Source organism: Methylobacterium sp. E-012, assembly GCF_057836545.1.
Genome location: NZ_JBYQEY010000001.1, coordinates 907,605 through 923,554 on the forward strand (window position 1 = coordinate 907,605; position 15,950 = coordinate 923,554).

The 15,950-nt window shown below is 71.3% G+C and carries 20 protein-coding genes; 10 read left to right on the forward strand and 10 right to left on the reverse strand.

Annotated features, from left to right (window positions below; all coding sequences use genetic code 11):
* Positions 1-127 precede the first annotated feature (127 nt).
* Complete coding sequence (locus AC3IF1_RS04200; RefSeq protein ID WP_489220315.1) at positions 128-805, forward strand: response regulator transcription factor; 678 nt, start codon at positions 128-130, stop codon at positions 803-805.
* 6 nt (positions 806-811) lie between these two features.
* Complete coding sequence (locus tag AC3IF1_RS04205) at positions 812-2,179, forward strand: sensor histidine kinase (protein ID WP_489216082.1); 1,368 nt, start codon at positions 812-814, stop codon at positions 2,177-2,179.
* A gap of 48 nt (positions 2,180-2,227) precedes the next feature.
* Here the strand turns inward: AC3IF1_RS04205 and AC3IF1_RS04210 are convergent, their stop codons facing one another.
* The 3 genes from AC3IF1_RS04210 to AC3IF1_RS04220 all read right to left on the reverse strand — a co-directional run bounded on the left by AC3IF1_RS04210 (position 2,228) and on the right by AC3IF1_RS04220 (position 3,782).
* Complete coding sequence (locus AC3IF1_RS04210; RefSeq protein WP_489216084.1) at positions 2,228-2,602, reverse strand: hypothetical protein; 375 nt, start codon at positions 2,600-2,602, stop codon at positions 2,228-2,230.
* Positions 2,603-2,702: 100 nt separating this feature from the next.
* On the reverse strand, positions 2,703-2,897 hold the full coding sequence (locus AC3IF1_RS04215; protein ID WP_489216086.1) for a hypothetical protein: 195 nt from the start codon (positions 2,895-2,897) through the stop codon (positions 2,703-2,705).
* 222 nt (positions 2,898-3,119) lie between these two features.
* On the reverse strand, positions 3,120-3,782 hold the full coding sequence (locus tag AC3IF1_RS04220) for a sigma-70 family RNA polymerase sigma factor (protein WP_489216088.1): 663 nt from the start codon (positions 3,780-3,782) through the stop codon (positions 3,120-3,122).
* A gap of 259 nt (positions 3,783-4,041) precedes the next feature.
* On the opposite strand from AC3IF1_RS04220, the gene AC3IF1_RS04225 reads away from it, so the two are divergent.
* From AC3IF1_RS04225 to AC3IF1_RS04250, 6 genes are all read left to right on the forward strand, one after another.
* Complete coding sequence (locus tag AC3IF1_RS04225; RefSeq protein WP_489220316.1) at positions 4,042-5,502, forward strand: PAS domain S-box protein; 1,461 nt, start codon at positions 4,042-4,044, stop codon at positions 5,500-5,502.
* A 95-nt stretch (positions 5,503-5,597) separates the two neighbouring features.
* The gene (locus AC3IF1_RS04230; protein WP_489216090.1) at positions 5,598-5,771 is read left to right on the forward strand and encodes a CsbD family protein; all 174 of its coding nucleotides are present in this window, start codon (positions 5,598-5,600) and stop codon (positions 5,769-5,771) included.
* Between the two features lie 67 nt (positions 5,772-5,838).
* Positions 5,839-6,345 (forward strand): CsbD family protein, encoded by a 507-nt coding sequence (locus AC3IF1_RS04235; protein WP_243971911.1) that lies wholly within the window; start codon positions 5,839-5,841, stop codon positions 6,343-6,345.
* Positions 6,346-6,445: 100 nt separating this feature from the next.
* Positions 6,446-7,369, forward strand: a complete 924-nt coding sequence (locus AC3IF1_RS04240) for a PhnA-like protein (protein WP_489216093.1) — start codon at positions 6,446-6,448, stop codon at positions 7,367-7,369.
* A gap of 116 nt (positions 7,370-7,485) precedes the next feature.
* A complete protein-coding gene (locus AC3IF1_RS04245) occupies positions 7,486-7,689 on the forward strand; it encodes a CsbD family protein (protein ID WP_489216095.1) in 204 nt (67 codons plus the stop codon).
* A gap of 82 nt (positions 7,690-7,771) precedes the next feature.
* Positions 7,772-8,155: a CsbD family protein gene (locus AC3IF1_RS04250; protein ID WP_489216097.1), complete on the forward strand. Its 384-nt coding sequence runs from the start codon at positions 7,772-7,774 to the stop codon at positions 8,153-8,155.
* Positions 8,156-8,351: 196 nt separating this feature from the next.
* Here AC3IF1_RS04250 and AC3IF1_RS04255 read toward each other — a convergent pair whose 3' ends face one another.
* From AC3IF1_RS04255 to AC3IF1_RS04265, 3 genes are all read right to left on the reverse strand, one after another.
* A complete protein-coding gene (locus AC3IF1_RS04255) occupies positions 8,352-8,585 on the reverse strand; it encodes a hypothetical protein (protein ID WP_489216099.1) in 234 nt (77 codons plus the stop codon).
* Between the two features lie 200 nt (positions 8,586-8,785).
* Positions 8,786-9,076 carry a hypothetical protein gene (locus tag AC3IF1_RS04260; protein ID WP_243972035.1) on the reverse strand — a complete coding sequence of 97 codons (291 nt, stop codon included), beginning with the start codon at positions 9,074-9,076 and terminating at the stop codon, positions 8,786-8,788.
* A 170-nt stretch (positions 9,077-9,246) separates the two neighbouring features.
* Positions 9,247-9,966: a L,D-transpeptidase gene (locus tag AC3IF1_RS04265; RefSeq protein ID WP_489216101.1), complete on the reverse strand. Its 720-nt coding sequence runs from the start codon at positions 9,964-9,966 to the stop codon at positions 9,247-9,249.
* A 397-nt stretch (positions 9,967-10,363) separates the two neighbouring features.
* Between AC3IF1_RS04265 and AC3IF1_RS04270 the strand changes: the two genes are divergently transcribed.
* Complete coding sequence (locus AC3IF1_RS04270) at positions 10,364-11,644, forward strand: cytochrome P450 (RefSeq protein ID WP_489216103.1); 1,281 nt, start codon at positions 10,364-10,366, stop codon at positions 11,642-11,644.
* Positions 11,645-11,675: 31 nt separating this feature from the next.
* On the opposite strand, the gene AC3IF1_RS04275 is transcribed toward AC3IF1_RS04270, so the two are convergent.
* Positions 11,676-11,885, reverse strand: a complete 210-nt coding sequence (locus AC3IF1_RS04275; protein ID WP_243972041.1) for a hypothetical protein — start codon at positions 11,883-11,885, stop codon at positions 11,676-11,678.
* 623 nt (positions 11,886-12,508) lie between these two features.
* Positions 12,509-12,742 (reverse strand): hypothetical protein, encoded by a 234-nt coding sequence (locus AC3IF1_RS04280; protein ID WP_489216105.1) that lies wholly within the window; start codon positions 12,740-12,742, stop codon positions 12,509-12,511.
* Between the two features lie 135 nt (positions 12,743-12,877).
* Here AC3IF1_RS04280 and AC3IF1_RS04285 point away from each other — a divergent pair, with 135 nt between their 5' ends.
* Positions 12,878-13,612, forward strand: a complete 735-nt coding sequence (locus AC3IF1_RS04285) for a maleate cis-trans isomerase family protein (protein ID WP_489216107.1) — start codon at positions 12,878-12,880, stop codon at positions 13,610-13,612.
* A gap of 10 nt (positions 13,613-13,622) precedes the next feature.
* Here AC3IF1_RS04285 and AC3IF1_RS04290 read toward each other — a convergent pair whose 3' ends face one another.
* Positions 13,623-14,381 carry an aspartate/glutamate racemase family protein gene (locus AC3IF1_RS04290; RefSeq protein ID WP_243972091.1) on the reverse strand — a complete coding sequence of 253 codons (759 nt, stop codon included), beginning with the start codon at positions 14,379-14,381 and terminating at the stop codon, positions 13,623-13,625.
* Positions 14,382-14,385: 4 nt separating this feature from the next.
* Positions 14,386-15,927: an amidohydrolase family protein gene (locus AC3IF1_RS04295; RefSeq protein WP_489216110.1), complete on the reverse strand. Its 1,542-nt coding sequence runs from the start codon at positions 15,925-15,927 to the stop codon at positions 14,386-14,388.
* Between the last annotated feature and the right edge of the window lie 23 nt (positions 15,928-15,950).

Sequence of the window (15,950 nt, forward strand, 5' to 3'; positions counted from 1 at the left end):
GTGGTTCGGGACCGGCGGCGCGAATTCCGACACAAGGGACGCGCGGCCGGGCGAGAGAGCATCGTCCCGAGCGGGGGGCGCCGGCTTTCGGAACGAGACGATGCTGTGGCCGGAAGGATGGACGGGCGTGGCGCGGCTGCTGCTGATCGAGGACGATGCGGAGACGGCCGGGGTCGTGCTCGACGACCTGCGCGGTCGCGGCCACGATGTCAGCTGGGCCGCGACCGGGCCCGCGGGCGCCCGCGCGGCCCGGGACGGCGGCTGGGAGGCGATCATCCTGGACCGGATGCTGCCCGGCCAGGACGGGCTCGGCATCCTGCAGGACCTTCGCCGGGACGGGGACCAGACCCCCGCCCTGATCCTCAGCGCCCTGGGCGACGTGGACGAGCGCATCCGTGGCCTGCGGGCGGGCGGCGACGACTACCTCGCCAAGCCCTTCGCCCTGGGCGAACTCGCCGCCCGCATCGAGGCGCTGCTCCGGCGTCCGGTGGCCAGGCCGGAGACGGTCCTGCGCGTCGGCAGCCTGGAGATCGACCTGATCGCGGGCACCGGCCGGCGCGGCACCCGCGACCTCGCCCTGCTGCCGCGCGAACTCAAGCTCCTCGCCTACCTGATGCGCTGCCCCGGGCAGATCGCCACGCGGGCGATGCTGTTCGAGGAGGTCTGGAACTACCGGTTCACGCCCAAGTCGAACCTGATCGATGTCCATGTCGGACGGCTGCGGCGCAAGCTCGAGGCGGGCGGCGAGACGCCCCTGATCCAGAACGTGCGCGGCATCGGTTTCACGCTGACGCCCGACGATTGACCGCTGATGACCGACCTTCTGCGCTCCACCACCCTGCGCTGGGCGCTCGGGATCGCCCTCTGGTCGGTCCTGCTCGCGCTGACGATGTTCGCCTTCATCTACTGGCAGACCGCCGCCTATCTGCGCGAGGAACTCGCCGAGACCCTGCGGCTCGAAGTCCGCGCCGCGGCGGAAGATCCCGCGGCCGCGGCGATGCGGGTCGACACCTGGACCGCCATGGACCTCCACGCCACCCATTACGGCGGGCTGTTCGGCCCCGGCGGCACCCGCCGGGCCGGCAATCTCGGGGCGGTGCCGGAGCGCCTGGCGCGCGACGGCGACGCCTACCGGGTCAGCGCCACGGTCGATGTCGCGGGCCGCACCCTCGCCGACGAGATCTGGGCCGCCGCCCTGGCGCTGCCGGACGGCGGCACCGTCGTCATCGCCCACGATACCGACGAGATCGACCGGGTGCGGGTGACGACCCTGCGCGCCCTCGGCCTCGGGCTGGTGCCGACGCTGATGCTCTCGGGGCTGGGCGGCCTGCTGCTCGCCCGCCGCGCCCGCGGACGGCTGGCCGCCACCGAGGCGGCCCTGGCCGAGGTGATGCGCGGCGACCTGCGCAAGCGGCTGCCGGTCGGGACGCGCGGGGACGAGTTCGATCGCCTCGCCGGGAACGTGAACCGGATGCTCGACGAGATCGAGCACCTGATGGGTGAGGTCCGCAGCGTCGGCGACGCGGTCGCCCACGACCTGCGCACGCCGCTCACCCGGCTGCGGGCGCGGCTGGAGCGCAGCCGGGTGCAGGCCCGGACCGTGGCGGAGTTCCACGAGACGATCGATCAGGGCCTCGCCTGGATCGACCAGACCCTGGCCATGGTGACGGCGGTCCTGCGGATCGGGGAGATGGAGGACGGGCGTCGGCGGGCCGCGTTCACCCGCGTCGACCTCGGCGAGGTCGCCTCCGTGGCGGTGGAGTTCTTCGAGCCGATGGCCGAGGAGAAGGGCATCCGCCTCGATATCGCCGTCGCGCCGGGCGCCCACGTGATCCTGGGCGACCGCGACCTGTGCTTCGAGGCCCTGTCGAACCTCCTCGACAACGCCCTGAAGTTCACGCCCGCCGGGGGCCGGGTGGATGTGCGCGTCGCCCGCGCCGGCGATGCGATCGTGGCGGCCGTGGACGACACGGGTCCGGGCCTGCCGCCGGGCGAGCACGCCAAGGTGTTCCAGCGGTTCTACCGCGCGGAGACGGCCCGCCAGACCCCGGGCAACGGCCTGGGGCTGAGCCTGGTCGCGGCGATCGCCAAACTCCACAACGCGACCGCGACGGCACGCGCGCGCGCGGCAGGCGGCGGCCGGTTCGACATCGCCTTCCCGCCCGCGGAGACGGCCTGAGACCGCCTCCCGCCGGTGCCGAAGGCTGCGGCCGCGCCGCGATCCGGTTCATCCCGTGCGTCGGGCTGTCCAGCGACCCGAGCACGAACCGAGCCCGGTCAGCGTCCAGCGGCCGCTCCCGCCGGAGCCGCGCAGACGGCCGGTGACCGCGACGCTGGCGAGCCCCTTGCGGATCGTGCCGTTGATCCGGCCGTCCGCGCCGGCTCGGCCGGACGCGTCGACGCCGTTGCCGCCGCCATCGTCCACGGCCCCGTCCCGGATGACGATCGGGTAGCGGTAGGGCCCGGAGCAGGTGCCGTTCTCCGCCGTGGCCACGACCGCCCAGGCTCCGTCGAACCGGCTGGCCGCGAGGGCCTCCGTCGACGGGCTGGCGAGGGTGAGCAACAGGGCCGGTGCGAGCGTCGCAGCGCGAAGTCGGGTCATGATCTCCTCTGTGGCGATGGGATTTCAGATTCGGGTCATCGCGACGGGGCGGGCCCCGCGCGGCGCGGCCGGCGTCGGTCCCGGGACCGCGGTCCCGGGCTCAGGCGCGGATGTCGGGACCGGCCGGGTCGCCGGGCGGCGTGTCCGGGCCGATGCCGGGATGGGGCACATCCGGCGGGACGTCGATCGGCGCGGAGGGCTCGTCGGGGCCGAGGGGACGCCCGTCCGGACCCGGACCCGGTGGAACGTCGCCCGGACCGCCGGGCGCCGGATCGGGAGGATTGGGGCTGGCCATTCGCGCACCTCGCGTCGGACATGGGAGGGATGGAAAGGGCGACGGGCCGGACGCGCGCCCGGAGTATCGCGAGCGCCCGGCCACGCGGCCGTGCCGAACAAGAGGGCCATCCGCCCGGCACAACCTCGGAAAACGAGCCGGATCCGTGTGAGGCGTGCAGCCGGCACACCGCATCCGTCCTCGAAACATGGGATCAAAACCGACGGGTTCAGTGAGAAAAATCTACCAGTACGGGGATTTATTTGCGGGGCGTGGGTCCGCGTCGTCCCCGAGATCGCGCGCCAGCCGGCTACGGGCCCGGCTGACGCGGCTCTTCACGGTGCCGCTCGGGCAGCCGAGGATCTCGGCGGCCTCCTCGTAGGACAGGTCGTCGAGGGCGATGAGCAGCAACGCCTCGCGCTGGACCGGATCGAGCCGGTCGAGCGCGGCCTGCAAGTCCTGGACGTGGAGCGTGTGCTCCTGGTCGGCCGGCCTGGCGAGCCGCGCCGCATGCGCCCCGTCGGTGTCCGGAACCTCGAGCCGGTGCTTGATCCGGCCGTTGAGGTAGCCGTTGCGCAGGATCGTGAACAGCCACGCAATCATCCGGGTCCCGGGCTCGAACCGCGCCCGGTGCTCCCAGGCCTTGAGCAGGGTGAACTGGACGAGGTCGTCGCTCTCGACCGCGTCGCGCGTCAGGGACAGGGCGAAGCGGCGCAGGTGCGGGGCCGCCGCGATCAGGTCCGCCCTGAACCCGCCCGCCACCCGCACCTCGGCGTCCGCTTCGTCCAGGACCTCCGACAGGCGCGCCAGCACGCGGCCCAGGCGAGAGGCCGGGTCGATCGGTACAACTTGCGGGTAGTGCTCGCGAAGACTTATCCCCAGGGCCGCGTCCTGGCCGGAGATCACGGGCCCGTGTTCGGCGGGCGTCGAAGGGTGTTCGTGGATGGGATGCACGCGAGACGCATTCATGGCTGTCCAGAGGCGAGGTCTATCCTGCCGAACAGTCGTCCCTGCGCGGCGAGAATTTATCTCTGGCTGAAAAGGCCCGCGTCAATGATGCAGGTATACCAGGAAAACATCCTGCGTTCGGGAACCGGCTTGCGCGCAACCCGTTTGTGCCCCGCTGCCCATGGGGTGGCCGCAGACAGGATGGGTGGGGCTGACCGTGACGGCGGGCGTCGACAGGCATGAACTCCGGCAGATCATCGCCGGCCTCAGCGAGGGCGTGATCCTGGTCGAGCCCGACCAGACCATCGCCTATGCCAACGAGGCCGCCCTGGCGATGCACGGCGCCGAGAGCCTGGACGAACTCGGCCAGACCGTGGACACCTACCGGGAGCGCTTCCGCCTGCGCTACCGCAACAACGTCACGCCCAATCAGTATCCGATCGAGCGCGTGGTCGCGGGCGAGCGCTTCCACGACGTCGTCGTCGAGGTGCGGCGGGCGGACAAGCCCGACATGGACTTCGTGCATTCGCTGCGCAGCCTGGTCGCCACCGACCGCGACGGCAATCCGAGCTGCCTGGCGCTGATCCTCAAGGACGTCTCCGACCAGTTCGAGGCCGAGGCACGCTTCGAGGCCGCCTTCAACGCCAACCCGGCGCCGGCGGTGATCACGCGTCTGTCCGACCTGCGCCACGTCAAGGTCAATCACGGCTTCCTGGAGATGACCGGCCACACCCGCGACGCCGTGATCGGGCGCAGCGTCTACGAGGTCGACGTGCTCGCCAATGCCCGCAACCGGGACCTCGCCGTATCCCGGCTCGAAGCCGGCGCCACGATTCCGCAGATGGAGGCTTGCCTCGACCTCCCCGACGGCGGCTCGCGCTTCGTGATCGTGGCCGGCCAGCCGATCACGATGGGCGACGAGGCGTGCATGCTGTTCACCTTCGCCGACCTAGAGCTGCGCCGCAAAGCCGAGACCGCGCTCCGCCAGAGCGAGGAGCGGTTCGCCAAGGCGTTCCGGCTCACCCCGGTCCCGACCGTGCTGGCGCGCGCGGAGAATTTCCACGTCACCGGCGTCAACGAGGCGTTCAGCCGGGTCTTCGGCCTGGGTGAGGATCGGATCGTCGGACGCAGCCTCCACGAGGCCGGTCTCTGGGTGACCGACAAGCAGCGCCTGCAGGTCGAGGCGGCGCTCGAACGGCACGGCTACGTGCTCGGCGCCGAAATCTGCCTGCGCCATGAGAGCGGCGCCAATCTCGATTGCCTGCTCTCGGCCGAGCGTATCGCGATCAACGAGGCCGACTTCGTTCTGCTGGTTCTGCAGGACATCACGGACCGCAAGCACACCGAGCGCGAATTGTTCGGCGCCATCGAGGCGGTGATGGCCGATACCTCATGGTTCAGCCGCGGCCTGATCGAGAAGCTCGCCAACCTGCGCCGCCCCGGCCGGGAGAGCGCGGACGGATCCGCCCCGAACCTGACGGTGCGGGAGCGTCAGATCCTGAACCTGATCTGCGCGGGTCTCGACGACGACGCCATCGCGCGCAAGCTCGGCCTGTCGCGCAACACCGTGCGCAATCACGGGGCCGCGCTGTACCGCAAAATCGGCATCCACAAGCGCAGCGAGGCCGTCGTCTGGGGCCGGGAAAACGGTTTCCCGCTCGGCATATCTGAAGGGTGAATACCGTTGTACCGGTATAAATACACCATTGATGATACGGCTTCCGCGCACATCTTCGGGTCAACTGGGATTTTCTCAACCGTGACGAGGTGCCCATGACCGAGGACAGGAAAACGACTTCCGCCGAGCACCTCAAGGGCTCGGTGAAAGAGGCCATCGGCAAGCTCACCGGCGATGCCCGGACAGAGACCGAGGGCCGGCGCCACAAGCGCGATACCTCGGCCTCGAAGGCCGACGGAACGGAGCCCACGAGCCCGGGCCGGCGCTGACGGGCGGTGACGCGGCCTTTCACCCGAGAGGCCGCCTGAGACGACGCATTCACAACAGGAGAACGACATGGTGGACACGGATCGGATCACGGGCGCCGCGAAGGAGCTGGGCGGGAAGGTGCAGGGCGCGGTCGGCGACCTGACCGGCTCGCATCGGGACTCGGCCGAGGGCCGCGCCCGGGAGGCGGCGGGACAGGCCGAGGGCCTGTACGGCCAGGCCAAGGACACCGTCCGCGACGCGGCCGGGCACGTCGCCGACACCGCCCGCCACATCGGCGGCAAGGTCCGCGACACCGTGGGCGACGTCGTCGGATCGGGGGATGTCGAGGACCGCGCCCGCCGCGCCCAGGGCGCCGCCCAGGACCACTACGACCGCGCCGAGCGCGGCGTCCGCCACGCCGCCGACGAGGCCTCGGACTACGCTGAGGACGCCTACGCGCGCGGCAGCCAGTACCTGCGCCGGGGCACCCGCGAGGTCGGCCATCAGGTCGCCGAGTATCCGCTCGCCTCCCTGCTCATCGCCGGCCTGGCCGGCTTCGGCCTCGGCCTGCTGGTCAGCGCCACCCGCGACTGAGCCATCCCCTCGCCTCGACGCGCCCGCCGACGCCGAACCGGTATCCCTGTCGGCGGCGGGCGCTCCAGATCCTCGACGACCCCTTTTCCGGAGTGACAGCGTGACCCCCATCCAGACCGCCGCGACACCGCTTTCCCCCGACGCGCATGCCGACACGCGCGCCGTCCTGCTCAACCAGGTGTCCTGGGGCGCCATCTTCGCGGGCGCCGTGACCGCCCTCGTGACCCAGGTGATCGTCAACCTGATCGGCGTCGGCGTCGGCCTGGCCTCGGTGGGCCCCAACGCCGCCGACAACCCGGCCGCCTCGACCGTGTCGATGTCGGCGGGCGTGTGGTTCGTGGCCTCGGGCATCGTCGCCTCGCTGGCCGGCGGGGCGATCGCGGGCCGGCTCTCGGGCAAGACCCTGCCGGGGGCGGCCGCGCTGCACGGGCTGGTGTCCTGGGCGGTGACGACCCTCGTGGTCCTGTACCTGCTGACCTCGGCGGCCACCGGGCTGGTCGGGGGGACGCTGAGCACCGTCTCGGGGGCGCTGGGCGGGGCGGGCAACCTCGTGGGCGGGACCGTGCAGACGGCGGCCCAGGCGGCGGCGCCGTCCCTGTCGAAGATCTCGAACCCCCTCGACGGGATCGAGAATTCGGTGCGCCAGCAGGCGGCCGGCCAGGACCCGCAGGCGGCCCGCGACGCGGCGGTGGCGGCGGTCAAGGCGCTGTTCACGGGTGATGCCGGGCAGAAGCAGCAGGCCGAGGCGCGGGCGGCCGACGCCCTGGCCAAGGCGCAGAACATCCCGGTCGATCAGGCCAAGCAGCAGATCCAGGACTACGAGAAGCAGTACGACCAGGCGGTGGCCACGGCCAAGCAGAAGGCCGAGGCCGCGGCGGTGACGGCCAAGTCGGCGGCCACGCAGGGGGCGTTCTATGCGGCGATCGCCCTGATCCTGGGGGCGCTGGCGGCCTTCCTGGGCGGGCGCCTGGGCGCGCCCAAGCCGGCGACGCTGCTCGGCACCTACGAGACCCGGCGCGTCTGACCCGGCGCGATCCGGTCGGCCCCCGCGGGCTGCGGGGGCCGGCACCACCGGCGCGGGCCCGGCCAACCCGCAACCGCGAACCTCGACCGCAACCTCAACCTGAAGGAGCGCACGCGATGAGCAGCACCGGCGACAAGATCAAGGGCCTGGCCAACGAGGCCGTGGGCAACGTCAAGCAGGCGGCCGGCAAGGCGACGGGCAACGACAAGCTCGTGGCCGAGGGCAAGGCGCAGGAGCTGAAGGGCGAGGCGCAGAAGACGGTCGGCGACGTCAAGGACGGCGCCAAGAGCCTGGCCGACAAGGTCACCGGCAAGCACTGAGGCCGCGACCGGGGGTGGCGCCGGCCGGCCCCACCCCCGAGCCCGGCCCCCGATGGCACCCATCCCAATCCAGGAGAGCAACATGAACCGCGACCAGATCCGTGGCGCGTCCCGGCACCTGAAGGGCCGGGCGCAGAGCGCGGTCGGCGGCCTGACCGGCGATCCGGCCCGTCAGGTGCGTGGCGCCGTGAACCAGGTCGCCGGCGGGGCGCAATACGCCTACGGCCGCGCCCGGGACCGCGCCGAGGACCTCGCCGAGGACGGGCGCCACCTGGCGGAGACCGCGCGGAAGCGGGCCGACCACCTGATCGACGACGGGCGCGATCGCGCGCGCGACGTCCGCCGCCGCGGCGAGGCCTACGGCCGGCGGGCGATCCGCACCCTCGACGGCAACCGCACGAACACCCTGCTGGGCCTCGCCGCGCTCGCCTTCGCGGCCGGATGGCTCGTCCGACGCACCCGCTAACCAGGAGACCCCACCGATGCTGCGCAAGATCCTGACGGCCTTCGTCGTGCCGAAGATCATCGCCTATCTCGGACGCCGCTACGGCCGCGGCACCCGTTCGGGCCGAACCTCCTGAACGCCCCGCCGTCGGCACATCCGCCGACCGCCCCGCGCCGCGCGACGGCTTTCCCGCGGCGCGGCGCTTCTCAGGCCGCGATCACGGCCCTGACGATCCGGGATGGGGTACGAGTCCGGACGCACCCATGGGGCTTCCGGACCGTGCCGGCGCCTCCGCCGCGGGGCCGATCGTGCGATGCCCGTTGGCCACTTGGCCCGCCATCAGCAGGGTCAGGGCGGCCAGCATGAGACCGGTGCCGCCGATGACCCCGCAGAACATCGGCAGGCCGGGTCCCCCGTGCCGGCCGTTTTGACTGGATAGCCGCTGCGTCACCTGAAGACCTCGCTGATCCACATGCGTGGATCCGAGGGAGCAACAGGCTCTCCCCGCGATAGGTCCGCTCCTGCGGCGCTATGGTGGTCCGTGTGATCCACCCACCCGACGGGCGCTCTGCCAGGTCGCCCCGAAAGCCGGATCCCAGCTTTCGGGACGACGCTGTCACCGCCGTGGGGCGGGCGACGTGACCTGTGACCTTACTTGCCGCTCGGCGCGGCGCCGCTGCCGGTCGCGCCATTGCCGGTCCCGCTGCCGGCGGGCGCGCCGGGGGTGCTGACGGGCGGGCCGCCGGCGGTGCCGGGCCCCGTGCCCCGGCTCATGGTGCCGGTGGACCCGGTGCTCATGCCCTTCTCGGAATTGCTCTTCACGGAGCCCGGGTTGTTCATGTTGCCTTCGGCGCTGCCGCCTCCGGCCGCGGATTGGGCCAAGGCGGCACCCGAGACCGCAAGCGAGAGAACGGCAGCCAGGGTCAGCGTTTTCATCGGCATGATGGTTTCTCCGTGCGGATCGATGCGATCAGCTCAGGGGGAAACGTCATCATGACCGGTAATGTTCACATCAGGTCTCACGAACCCCGACCCGTGTTCTGGATTCGTGGGGTCATGGATCAGATGGACAGTGTCGGGCGCCCCGAAACCGGCCGATCATGCTGGCCCGACTAGGCGGGCAGAACCACCACCTTCGTCTTGACCGGCGTCCGCGCATAGAGATGGATCATGTCCTGGCTGAGCAGGCCGACGCAGCCGCTCGTGATGCCCGTGCCGATCGATTCGGCGTCGCTGCTGGCGTAGATCGTGTAGAGCGTATAGGCGCCATTCTGGTAGAGATGCAGGGTGCGGGCGCCGAGCGGGTTGTCGAGGCCCCCGGGCATGCCATGGGCGTATTTGGCGGCCTCGGGCTGGCGCCGGATCATCTCCTTGGGCGGGGTCCAGGTCGCCCATTCGGATCTGCGTCCGACATAGGCGTCCCCGTTCCACAGGAACCCGTCGCGGCCGACATTGGCGCCGTACCGGGTGGCGGACCCGTCACCCTCGACGCGATACACATAGAAGTTGGCGGGATCGACGATGATCGTGCCGGCCGTCTCCTTGGTCTCGTAGCGGACCGTCCGGCGATAGTATTTCGGATCGATCTTGCTGACATCGACCGCGGGAATCGGGAATTTCTCGTCCGGCATCGGCCCGTAGACCTTCGCGGCCTCGGCGAGGAGCAAGCCGTCGGAGGTCGCGCAACCGCCGAGCCCGAGGGTGCCGACACCGAGGGCGCCGACGCCGAGGGCCGAGCCGGCCAGGAAGGATCGGCGGCTGAGAAGCCGCGCCCCGAGGCGCCCGCTCCCGTCCCGCCCGGCCGCGCCGGCATTCCCAACGTCCATGCTCATGTCCGGACTTCCCTTGTCCTGCGGTGCGACGCGCGCGCGTCGGCCCGCACCCGCTCCGCCTGCGGCTCGGCCGAGACTGCCGGACCCCGCCGGCAAGCTCGGCTTTTCAATGCCGAAAGCCGGGAGAATGCGTCGAGAGTATGACTCTTGGCGCCGGTCGATACGGTTTTGATCTGGTCGATGCCGGTATACGCCATGTCGAGACCGGCACGCCGCGCGCGGCGGACGGGGACCGGGCGGAACCGACGCGCCCGGGCGCGGTTTCCGAGCCGTGACCGCGCGGGCGCCGCGACCCGGTCACGGGGGCTGCTCCGCGCCCGTCCCACCGGAGGCGCCCTCCGCCGGATGGGGCCCAGCGCCATCCCCGCTCCCCTGACGCGTAGGCACCAGACCCGCCATGGCCGATGCCACGCTCCTCACCCGGATCAAGGATTTCTCCAGCCGCACCGACCCGTACCCGCTCTACGCGCGCCTGCGGCAGACCCCCGTCTCGCGCCAGGACGACCCCGGCCAGGGGGAGGGGGCTCCGGGCGGCGACGCGCCCGGCGTGTGGGTGGCCGCGAGCCACGCCGCCATCCTGCGCCTGCAGAACGATCCGCGCCTGAGCGTCGAGACCCAGCCGCCGACGCAGCGCCCCTCGACCGGCAACCCGGTCACCGACTACCTCGTCAACCCGATCAAGAACCGGATCACCGACCGGCACCAGCCGTTCCTGTTCCGGGACCCGCCCGCCCACGATGGCCTGCGCGCCGCCACCGTCCACCACTTCACCCCCGCCCGCGTCCAGGCGATGCGCGCGCGCGCCGAGCGGCTGGTCGGCGAGATGCTCGACCGCAAGGTCGGCGCGCACGAGATCGACGTCATCGACGACCTCGCCTACCCGCTGCCCGTCGCCATCATCTGCGAATTGTTCGGCGTGCCGGAGGGGGACGAGGCCCGGTTCCGCGACTGGTCAAGCCAGCTCGCCACCGCGGTCGAGCCCGGTCTCGCCGTCAGCGAAGAGACGCGCATCGAGAACGCCCGGACCTTCGATGCCATCTCCGACTATCTCGGCGACCTCGTGGCCGAGAAGCGGCGCCGGCCGCGCGACGACCTGCTCTCGGGGCTGGCCAACCACGCCACGCCCGACGGCGCCCGGATGGGCGAATTCGATCTGATCGCCACGGCGATCCTGATCCTCGTCGCCGGCCACGAGACCGCGGTGAACCTGATCGGCAACGCCTGGCTGACCCTGATGCGCCACCCGCGCGAGCTGGAGCGCTTGCGCGCCGACCCGGGCCGCGCGCCGCGCGTGGTCGAGGAGGTGATGCGCTACGATCCCCCGGTCCAGCTCGTCACCCGCAAGACCCTCAGCGCCATCGACATCGCCGGCACCACGATCCCCGAGGGGGAGGCCCTGGTCCTGATGCTCGCCGCCGGCAACCGCGATCCGGCCGCGTTCCCCGATCCGGATCGGTTCGATCCGGACCGCACCGGCACCCGCCATCTCGGCTTCGGCGGGGGCCTGCATTACTGCGTCGGCGCCCCGCTCGGCCGGTTCGAGGCGGAGGCCGCGCTCACGGCCCTCGCGCGCCGCCTGGAGGCGCCGCGCCTGATCGCGGATCCGCCGCCCTACCGGCGCCCGGCGACCCTGCGCGGGCCGGAGCATCTGCGGGTGGCGGTGGAGGCCATCCGGTAGCGCGTGTCTCCGGCTGGCCGGGGCGCCGGCTTCAGCGCAGCGTCGGCGATTCGCCGGGATTCAGGTGCCGGTCCTCGCCCTCGGGACCGCCCAGCGCGACGTGGCTGCTCAGCCGCTCCAGATGCGCGAAGACATGCGCGAAGGCGTCGGTCACGGCGCGCTCGAACGCGCCGTCCCCCTGCCCGTGGGCGGCTCGGAGCGCGCTCAGCAGGGCGTGGTGCTGTTCGGTATCGCTCGACATGGTGGACCTCGCTGCCGGCCGGAGCGCCGGCCCGTCTAGGCAAGTGCCGCTGTCTGTCCTGGTTCCTGGCCGCGTCTCCGACGCAGGGATGCCGCGCTGCGGAGGGCGCACTGGAATGCGTCGCGGTGGTCAGGCGCGAGGGCAAGGTGCCGCTCCGGAAAGCCTAAGCCTGTGCGACCATCGATCGGGGGGAGGTCACAACCGACGCGATCCGGATCGACGCGAGGTTTTGGAGAGATCTGTCACAAACGGACCGGACGCCGCACCCGGCATACCTGGCTCAGTTTGTGAATGGCGCGCCAGTCCGAACAAAAATGCGAACACCTATGTCATTGAGGTAGCGAGATTATTTTTGAGATCCGGCTGCTACCCGGCACGCCACTGTCGGCGGTAGATCTCATTTAGCCGCAACGCACCCTCCGAAACCGGACGTTCCGCCATGCGCCCATCTCGGTCGTGCAAGTGACTGCAGCGCCATCCCAGGAGCGGAAATTCCGCGCCGAGCCAGCCCGGATTGTCAGCCCGTGAGCACTGGTGCTGAGGCGGTCAGATCAATCGGACTCTGGGGCCCTCCTTCCTGGGTTGCACCCCCGCACCATTCCTGCAAGCGCACTGCGCCAGGTTCAGTGTGCGTTCCGGGTCATTGCGGTTTTGGCGGCCGCATCCCTCCCGACCGCGAGGCCGAGATTGGCGGCGCAGCGCGTCATCACCGCGTGCCCCTCGATGTCCTTCGCGCTGTAGGAGGCCCGCGCGAAACCGGGATCCGTGCGGCCGCACCGGGCGAGGTCGTCGAACAGCGCCTCCACTCGGCCGCTCTGCGCACGCGCCGCCGCACCGATCGCCGATACCGTGTCCATCCTGCCGCTCCCGGTGCGCGGGTCCGGAGCGGACCGCGACGGCGCCACCCTGCCACTATCGTGCCGCCCCGCCGGAACGATCCTTGCCACCGACGAGGGCCGGGCTCGCACCGAGGCGCAGGGGAGACAACCAGGATGGTGGACACGCAGTCGAAGGTCAGGCTCGGAATGCTGACGCCATCCTCGAACAGCGTCCTCGAGCCGATGACGGCACGCATGCTGGTCGGGCAACCCGGGATCACCGCCCATTTCGCGCGCCTGCGGGTGACGCAGATCGGGCTGTCGTCGGCCGCACTCGATCAGTTCGATCAGGCACCGATGCTGGCCGCCTCGGAGCTGCTAGCCGATGCCCGCGTCGCCGCGATCCTGTGGAACGGCACGGCGGGCGCCTGGCTCGGATTTGCGAGCGATGCGGCTCTGTCCGAGGCGATCACGCGGCAGACCGGCGTGCCGGCCTCTACCTCAGCGCTCGCCTTCCGCGACTTGTTCCGCAGGCGCGGGATCACGCGTGTCGGGCTGGTGACCCCCTATACGGGCGACGTCCAGGCACAGATCCAAACAAACTGGCAGGCCAACGGGCTCGACTGCTCGGCCGAGCGGCACCTTGGCCTGTCGGAGAATTTTGCCTTCGCGGAGGCCGACGAGGCCGAGATCGCCGGCATGGTCCGCGCCGTGGCGGGCGAGGGCGCTGAGGCGGCCGCCATCGTTTGCACCAACCTCGCAGGCGCAGCCATCGCGCCCGCCCTGGAGGCAGAACTCGGGATCCCGGTCTACGATTCCGTGGCCGTCAGCCTGTGGAAGGCGATGGACCTCGCTAGGCTCGAGACCGCGGCGATCACCGGCTGGGGCAGCCTGTTCGCGCCGCACTGAGCGGCGTCGTTCAGCCGTCGTCCACGTCGCCCCGCTCGATCCAGCGCCGCAGCGCCGGTGCCAGCCCGGTGGCGGGCTTGGCCGGAGGCCGGGCGAAGCGGCCCGCACGCGGCGGTCGCGCCCCGAGCCGGACCAGGGCCTGCGCCTGACCGAGGGCGGCCGCCAGCGGATCGATCAGCGGCACCGGAACCGCATCGCCGATCCGCGCAGCGAGGCCGGTGAGCGGGGCGCCGGCCAAGATCACCGCGTCGGCCCCATCCTCGGTGACGGCCCGGTTGGCCAGGGCGACGATCTCGGCCGCCAGCTCGTGCTGCACCTCCGTAACCGAGCGGAAGCCGGCCGAGACCGCCCGGACGCAGGCGCAGCGGGCCGACAGGCCGGCGAGGGCAACCGCATCCTCGTACCAGGGCAGCAGCGTGACCGAGAAGGTCACGATGCCGAACCGTTGGCCGAGCTGGCAGGCGGTGAGCATCGCCGCCTCCGCCATGCCGACCACCGGCAGGTCGAACAGCTCCCGTGCCGCCATTAGGCCGGGGTCGCCGAAGGCCGCGATCACGGCAGCGTCGTAGCCGGCGTGATGCTCCGCGAGAGTCTCCAGCACCGCGGCCCCCGCGAGCTGCGCCTCCGCGCGGCTCGCGATGTAGGGCAGCCCCCGCGCGGCCGTGATCGCAGTGAGCGCCGCGTCGGGGGCGAGCGATGCCGCCGCGGCGGCCTCCATCCGCGCCGTCATGGCGGCCGAGGTGTTCGGGTTGAGGAGGAGGAGCCGCACGCCGTCAGACACGCGAGCTCGGGCTGTAGAACGGCTCGTGCCGCGACGGGTCGATGTAGTCCGCGTAGAAGCGTTTCGCGTGCGGCAGCAGAGCCTTAGAGAGCTGGCGCCGCTCGACCTCGTCGTCCGAGAGCGCCCGCGACAGGTCGTCATGGAGGGCCTTCAGGGCGGCGTCGCGATCGACCCGGGTGAAGCGCCCGTCGGCGTAGAGCACCTCGCCCTCGCACAGCACCGTGGTGACGCCGCCGGTCTTGGCCCGCTGGATCACCGCGTCGAGGAGCGGCGTCTCCGGGTCGAGGTAGGGATAGGCGATCTGGTCCCAGTCGATCAGGACGAGGTCGGCGCCTTTGCCGACCTCGATCGTGCCCAGGCCGTCGCCGTAGGGGGTGGTGCGGGCGCCGCCGACGGTCGCCATGCGCAGCACCTGGGCCATGCTCGGCACACCGGCCTCGTCCATGCCGGGCACCCGGTGGGCGCGCAGCACGAGGCGCATCTCCTGGAGCATGTCGCGGTCGTCGTTGATGCCGGCCTCATCGAGGCCGATCGCCGTGTTGATCCCCTTGGCCTCGAAGCGGTTGAGCGCCGCTACGCCGGAGCGCAGCCGGAAGTTCGACGAGCAATTGTGGCAGATGCAGGTGCCGGTCGCGGCGACCCGGTCGATGTCGGACTCGTTGAGCCAGACGCCGTGGCCCAGTGTCAGGCGGGGCCCGAGCATGCCGAACCGGTCGAGATATTCGAGCGCGGTGCCGCCCCCGCGCTTCTCCGCATAGGCCTTTTGGTAAGCCGTCTCGACGAGATGCATGTGCATCGGCACGTCGTAAGCTTCGGATAGACCTGACAAGCCTTCGAGGGCCGCGTCGGAGCACCAGTGGAGGTTGGCGGGGGCGAGCTGGATCTTCGCACGCGAGGCGCTCTCCTGGCCGGCATGCAGGCTGCGAAACAGGGAGAAATTGTCCTCCAGGGACATCTGGAAACGCTCGAACCAGCGCTTCATCGGGTCTTGCAGCGGCGCCGGCAGGCTCGCCACGAAATCCATGTCGGCCTGGTAGACGAGGCGGTTCTGGTCGCGCACCGCGAAGCAGTACGAGACCCGCATGCCGATGTCGCGATAGGCGCGCAGCACCTCGTTGGACCGCGCCTCGACCTCCTCCAGGCTGCCGGGCATCCAGCCATGGATGTGCTGGACCGTGGTGATCCCGGAGCCCACCATCTCAAAGGCCGAGTACAGGGTGTCGAGGTAGAGGTTCAGGTTGCGCGCCACCATGCGGGTGACGAACCACAGCTCCAGGGGCATGTCGGGGGAGCCGAGCTGCACCGGCGTCAGGCCGACATGGTGGTGGCCGTTGACGAAGCCCGGCAGCAGGATCTCGCGGCCGGAGCCGATCACGGGGGCGTCGGGGTAGCGCGCGTGCAGGTCCGCGTAGGTGCCGACCGCCTCGATCACGCCGTCCTTCTGCAGCACCGCCCCGTCGGCGATCTCCTCCCAGCAATCGTGGTCGAGGGTGCGGGTGATCATCCGCCGGCTGCGGATCAGCGATGTGGCCATGGTCGGGTCCGTCTCGATCGGAA

Excerpts from the sequence above, each read along its gene's own strand:
- AC3IF1_RS04245 (WP_489216095.1), top strand. The coding sequence starts at position 7,486 with ATGAGCAGCACCGGCGACAAGATCAAGGGCCTGGCCAACGAGGCCGTG.
- AC3IF1_RS04285 (WP_489216107.1), top strand. The coding sequence starts at position 12,878 with ATGGTGGACACGCAGTCGAAGGTCAGGCTCGGAATGCTGACGCCATCC.
- AC3IF1_RS04230 (WP_489216090.1), top strand. The coding sequence starts at position 5,598 with ATGACCGAGGACAGGAAAACGACTTCCGCCGAGCACCTCAAGGGCTCG.
- AC3IF1_RS04205 (WP_489216082.1), top strand. The coding sequence starts at position 812 with ATGACCGACCTTCTGCGCTCCACCACCCTGCGCTGGGCGCTCGGGATC.
- AC3IF1_RS04265 (WP_489216101.1), bottom strand. The coding sequence starts at position 9,966 with ATGAGCATGGACGTTGGGAATGCCGGCGCGGCCGGGCGGGACGGGAGC.
- AC3IF1_RS04215 (WP_489216086.1), bottom strand. The coding sequence starts at position 2,897 with ATGGCCAGCCCCAATCCTCCCGATCCGGCGCCCGGCGGTCCGGGCGAC.
- AC3IF1_RS04280 (WP_489216105.1), bottom strand. The coding sequence starts at position 12,742 with ATGGACACGGTATCGGCGATCGGTGCGGCGGCGCGTGCGCAGAGCGGC.
- AC3IF1_RS04250 (WP_489216097.1), top strand. The coding sequence starts at position 7,772 with ATGAACCGCGACCAGATCCGTGGCGCGTCCCGGCACCTGAAGGGCCGG.
- AC3IF1_RS04270 (WP_489216103.1), top strand. The coding sequence starts at position 10,364 with ATGGCCGATGCCACGCTCCTCACCCGGATCAAGGATTTCTCCAGCCGC.
- AC3IF1_RS04235 (WP_243971911.1), top strand. The coding sequence starts at position 5,839 with ATGGTGGACACGGATCGGATCACGGGCGCCGCGAAGGAGCTGGGCGGG.
- AC3IF1_RS04275 (WP_243972041.1), bottom strand. The coding sequence starts at position 11,885 with ATGTCGAGCGATACCGAACAGCACCACGCCCTGCTGAGCGCGCTCCGA.
- AC3IF1_RS04260 (WP_243972035.1), bottom strand. The coding sequence starts at position 9,076 with ATGCCGATGAAAACGCTGACCCTGGCTGCCGTTCTCTCGCTTGCGGTC.
- AC3IF1_RS04295 (WP_489216110.1), bottom strand. The coding sequence starts at position 15,927 with ATGGCCACATCGCTGATCCGCAGCCGGCGGATGATCACCCGCACCCTC.
- AC3IF1_RS04210 (WP_489216084.1), bottom strand. The coding sequence starts at position 2,602 with ATGACCCGACTTCGCGCTGCGACGCTCGCACCGGCCCTGTTGCTCACC.